Source organism: Methyloglobulus sp., assembly GCF_046714055.1.
In the GTDB taxonomy this organism is placed as follows: domain Bacteria; phylum Pseudomonadota; class Gammaproteobacteria; order Methylococcales; family Methylomonadaceae; genus Methyloglobulus.
In genome coordinates this window covers 1-3,236 of sequence record NZ_JBKKBJ010000042.1, presented here as the reverse complement: position 1 = coordinate 3,236, position 3,236 = coordinate 1, and the positions used below count along the sequence as shown (strand labels likewise).

Sequence of the window (3,236 nt, the reverse complement as noted above, 5' to 3'; positions counted from 1 at the left end):
CCACGCGCTAGCATTACAAAATCTGCCCTTGCACCATAAAGACCCTTTTGATCGTTTACTTGTAGCCCAGGCGATGGTTAACCAAATACCCCTGCTAAGCGCCGATCAACAGCTTTCTGCTTATTATCTCATGTTACGCGCTTAAGCGCGTAACATGAGTTACTTAATTTAATGATATCCATCAACGCGATTTAAAATTACTCGATTATTTAAATATTGTCAACATAAACCTTCGCCTGCTAAAAATCATGAAATCGTGTAGCAAGGTAGCACTGTAGGGCGGGTTAGGCGCGTCAACTACTGGATTTGAATTTACCCTTACTGTTAAAAGCGCCGTAACCCGCCGGATGAGCGAATGTCATTTCGGCGGGTTACGACGCGCATTAGCATAGGACTCTCTTTGGCTCAGGTGATTTTGCGCGTCTAACCCGCCCTACAAAACTAACCCGTTTTACCCAACACCGAAACAGAAGCCAAACCCAAACTAAATTCCAACAATGTTTCCCAAGGATCACCTTGCTGCTGACCTTTAATCTGCCTGTCTGCTTTTGCGCCTAAAACCAACACTTGATTCAGTTCAGAGTGGGTTAGCCTTTTTGATGAGGAATCAATGAGTTGTTTACGCTCACCCCAAACACCATTTTTTTTCAAGGTAAGCTCTTTTTCACTCTGACCTTGCGCTGCCTTATAACTAATCAAAATTCTGGCTTCCCGCGCTAGCGCCCACAGCACAATAGCGGGTGCAACGCCTTCCGCTTTTAGGGAATACAGTATTTTGAGCACCTTATCAGCCTGTGCGGACAGGGCCGATTCAACAAGTTTAAACACGTCATAACGGGAATTGTCTGCCACTACGTCGAAAATTTGCAGCACGCTCAATTTACCCGCTCCGTACAGCACATAGAGTTTTTCTATTTCCTGGGCAGCAGCCAGGAGATTGCCTTCCACCCTGTCAGCCAGAATCTTAACCGCTGGCGGCTCTGCCAACAGCCCACGCTGTTGCATCCTGTCCTGAATCCAGCGCAGAAGCTCCTGTCCGGCTAACGGCCAAACTTGAATGATGCAACCCACCTTATCTATGGCTTGAAACCAGGAGGATTTTTGTGCTTCCCTGCCCATTTTCCCAGCTGTAATCAGTAACAAAGTGTCTTCGGGCAGTCGTTTGCAATATGCCGTTAAAGCCTTAGCCCCTTCTGCTCCGGGTGTTCCTGTAGGCAATCTCAGGTCGATAATTTTTTTGTCGGCAAATATGGATAAGGTACCTGCTGACACATTGATCTGCTTCCAGTCAAAATTTTTGTCCGCGAAAAAAATTTCACGCGCATCAAAATCCTGGGCTTTTGCCGATTTTCTGATCAAATCGGCCGTTTCACCCAGTTGTAAAGGCTCATCACCACTGATGAAATAAACAGGGGCTAAAGCTTTCTGCAACACGCCAGCCAACTGCTGGGGTTTGACCTGCATACTATTTGCCTTTCGCTTCTACTGCTGAGCGGCCACGGTTAATAATCGTCCTGACCACCTGTTGGTACATCTCATTCCTGATAACCGTTTCTTCAATGTCCTTGGCGATGACAGCCTGCTGGTCGTTAAAATATTCCCGCCTGAAGTTGATCGGTTCCCGCGCCACTAACACACCATTTTTGGCATCAAGCACTTCAAACTCCAGATGACCTTCCAGTTCAATCTCGTTCGACCGCCCTCTTTCGCTCAAAGACAACGCACGCCGCTCTATGCCATCTTTGAATATTCTCAGCACAATATCGGCCTTTTCGGGTGAGACAGCAAGCCTCCCGGAAGACGATTTCAACACGGCATTTAATTGCTCCCTTAATGCCGGCGAACCACCTTGCAAAAAAATAGTTTTCATCCCTGTAGGCAAGTCATAAGCTCCGCGCAAATGATAGCCGCATGCCGTTGTCAGCAGGGAAGCGATTAGGATGACCGATTTGTTTATCCGCACAAGCTAGCTCCTAAATAACGATATTGACCAATTTCTTGGGCACAATAATGACTTTTTTAACGGGTTTGCCGTCGACGAATTTAATCACATGCCCGTCGGATATGGCCGATTTTTCTATTTCCTCATTAGTGGCCGACGCTGGAACTGACATTTTGCTGCGTAATTTGCCATTAACTTGTAGGACGAATTCTATTGAATCCTGCGCCAAAGCCGTCTCGTCCACTTGCGGCCACAGCAAACCGACCACCGCTTCCTGATGCCCCAAATCCAGCCACAATTGGTGGCAGATATGCGGCACGATGGGCGATAGCATCAACACAATGGCTTCCAATCCCTCTTGACGTATGGCCTTGCCGTTATTTGATTCGTCATCAAACTTGGCTAAAGTGTTAAGAAGCTCCATATTCGCCGCGATAGCCGTGTTAAAAATAGTGCGCACGCCCATGTCATGGCTGACTTTCTGGATAGTTTGGTATGTGTGTCTTCGCACCACTTGCTGCCCAGATGTTAGTGATACCTTATCAATAGGCTGCACTGAGCCGCCGGATGCAACATGAAGGTAAGCCTGCTTCCATAGCCTTTTCAAGAATCGTGACGCGCCTTCCACGCCGCTATCCGACCATTCCAGGGATTGTTCGGGCGGTGCGGCAAACATGATGAACAGGCGCACAGTATCCGCTCCGTACTGGTCGATCAAGCCCTGTGGATCGACGGTATTGCCTTTGGACTTGGACATTTTGCTACCATCTTTCAACACCATGCCTTGCGTCAGCAATTTCTTGAATGGCTCGTCGCATGTAACCAAGCCTTCGTCCCGCAGTAATTTGGTATAAAACCGGGCATACAATAAATGCAGTATAGCGTGTTCAATGCCGCCGATGTAATGATCGACAGGAAGCCAGCGATTAGCTTTTGCATCGAGCATAGTACTGGCTTTGTTACAGGAAAAACGGGCAAAATACCAGGAGGACTCCATGAAGGTATCAAAGGTATCCGTTTCACGCCGCGCCGCTTTACCGCAGGTGGGACAGGTGGTTTTTGAGAACGTTGGATGTGCAACTAACGGCGATTGCGAACCGTCCAGAACCACATCTTTGGGCAATCTTACCGGTAAATCATGTTCAGGTACTGGCACCGTACCGCAACCGTCACAATAAATGACCGGAATCGGCGCACCCCAATAACGCTGGCGGGAAACACCCCAATCGCGTAGACGGAAATTGACCTGTTTCTCGCCTAACTCTTTTGCTTTGAGATCGGCGGCAATGGCATC

The 3,236-nt window shown here is 48.1% G+C and carries 3 protein-coding genes; all 3 read right to left on the bottom strand.

Features of this window, described 5'->3' with window-relative positions; genetic code table 11:
• Nucleotides 1-441: 441 nt before the first annotated feature.
• A complete protein-coding gene (holA, locus tag ACLQ6D_RS02595; protein WP_411725701.1) occupies nt 442-1,464 on the bottom strand; it encodes a DNA polymerase III subunit delta in 1,023 nt (340 codons plus the stop codon).
• Nucleotide 1,465: 1 nt separating this feature from the next.
• Complete coding sequence (lptE, locus tag ACLQ6D_RS02590; RefSeq protein ID WP_411725699.1) at nt 1,466-1,963, bottom strand: LPS assembly lipoprotein LptE; 498 nt, start codon at nt 1,961-1,963, stop codon at nt 1,466-1,468.
• A 10-nt stretch (nt 1,964-1,973) separates the two neighbouring features.
• The coding region (locus ACLQ6D_RS02585) for a class I tRNA ligase family protein (RefSeq protein WP_411725698.1) at nt 1,974-3,236 on the bottom strand (1,263 nt) is incomplete at its 5' end.

Bases quoted from the DNA above. Each gene is read 5' to 3' on its own strand.
- holA (WP_411725701.1), bottom strand. From the start codon at position 1,464: ATGCAGGTCAAACCCCAGCAGTTGGCTGGCGTGTTGCAGAAAGCTTTA.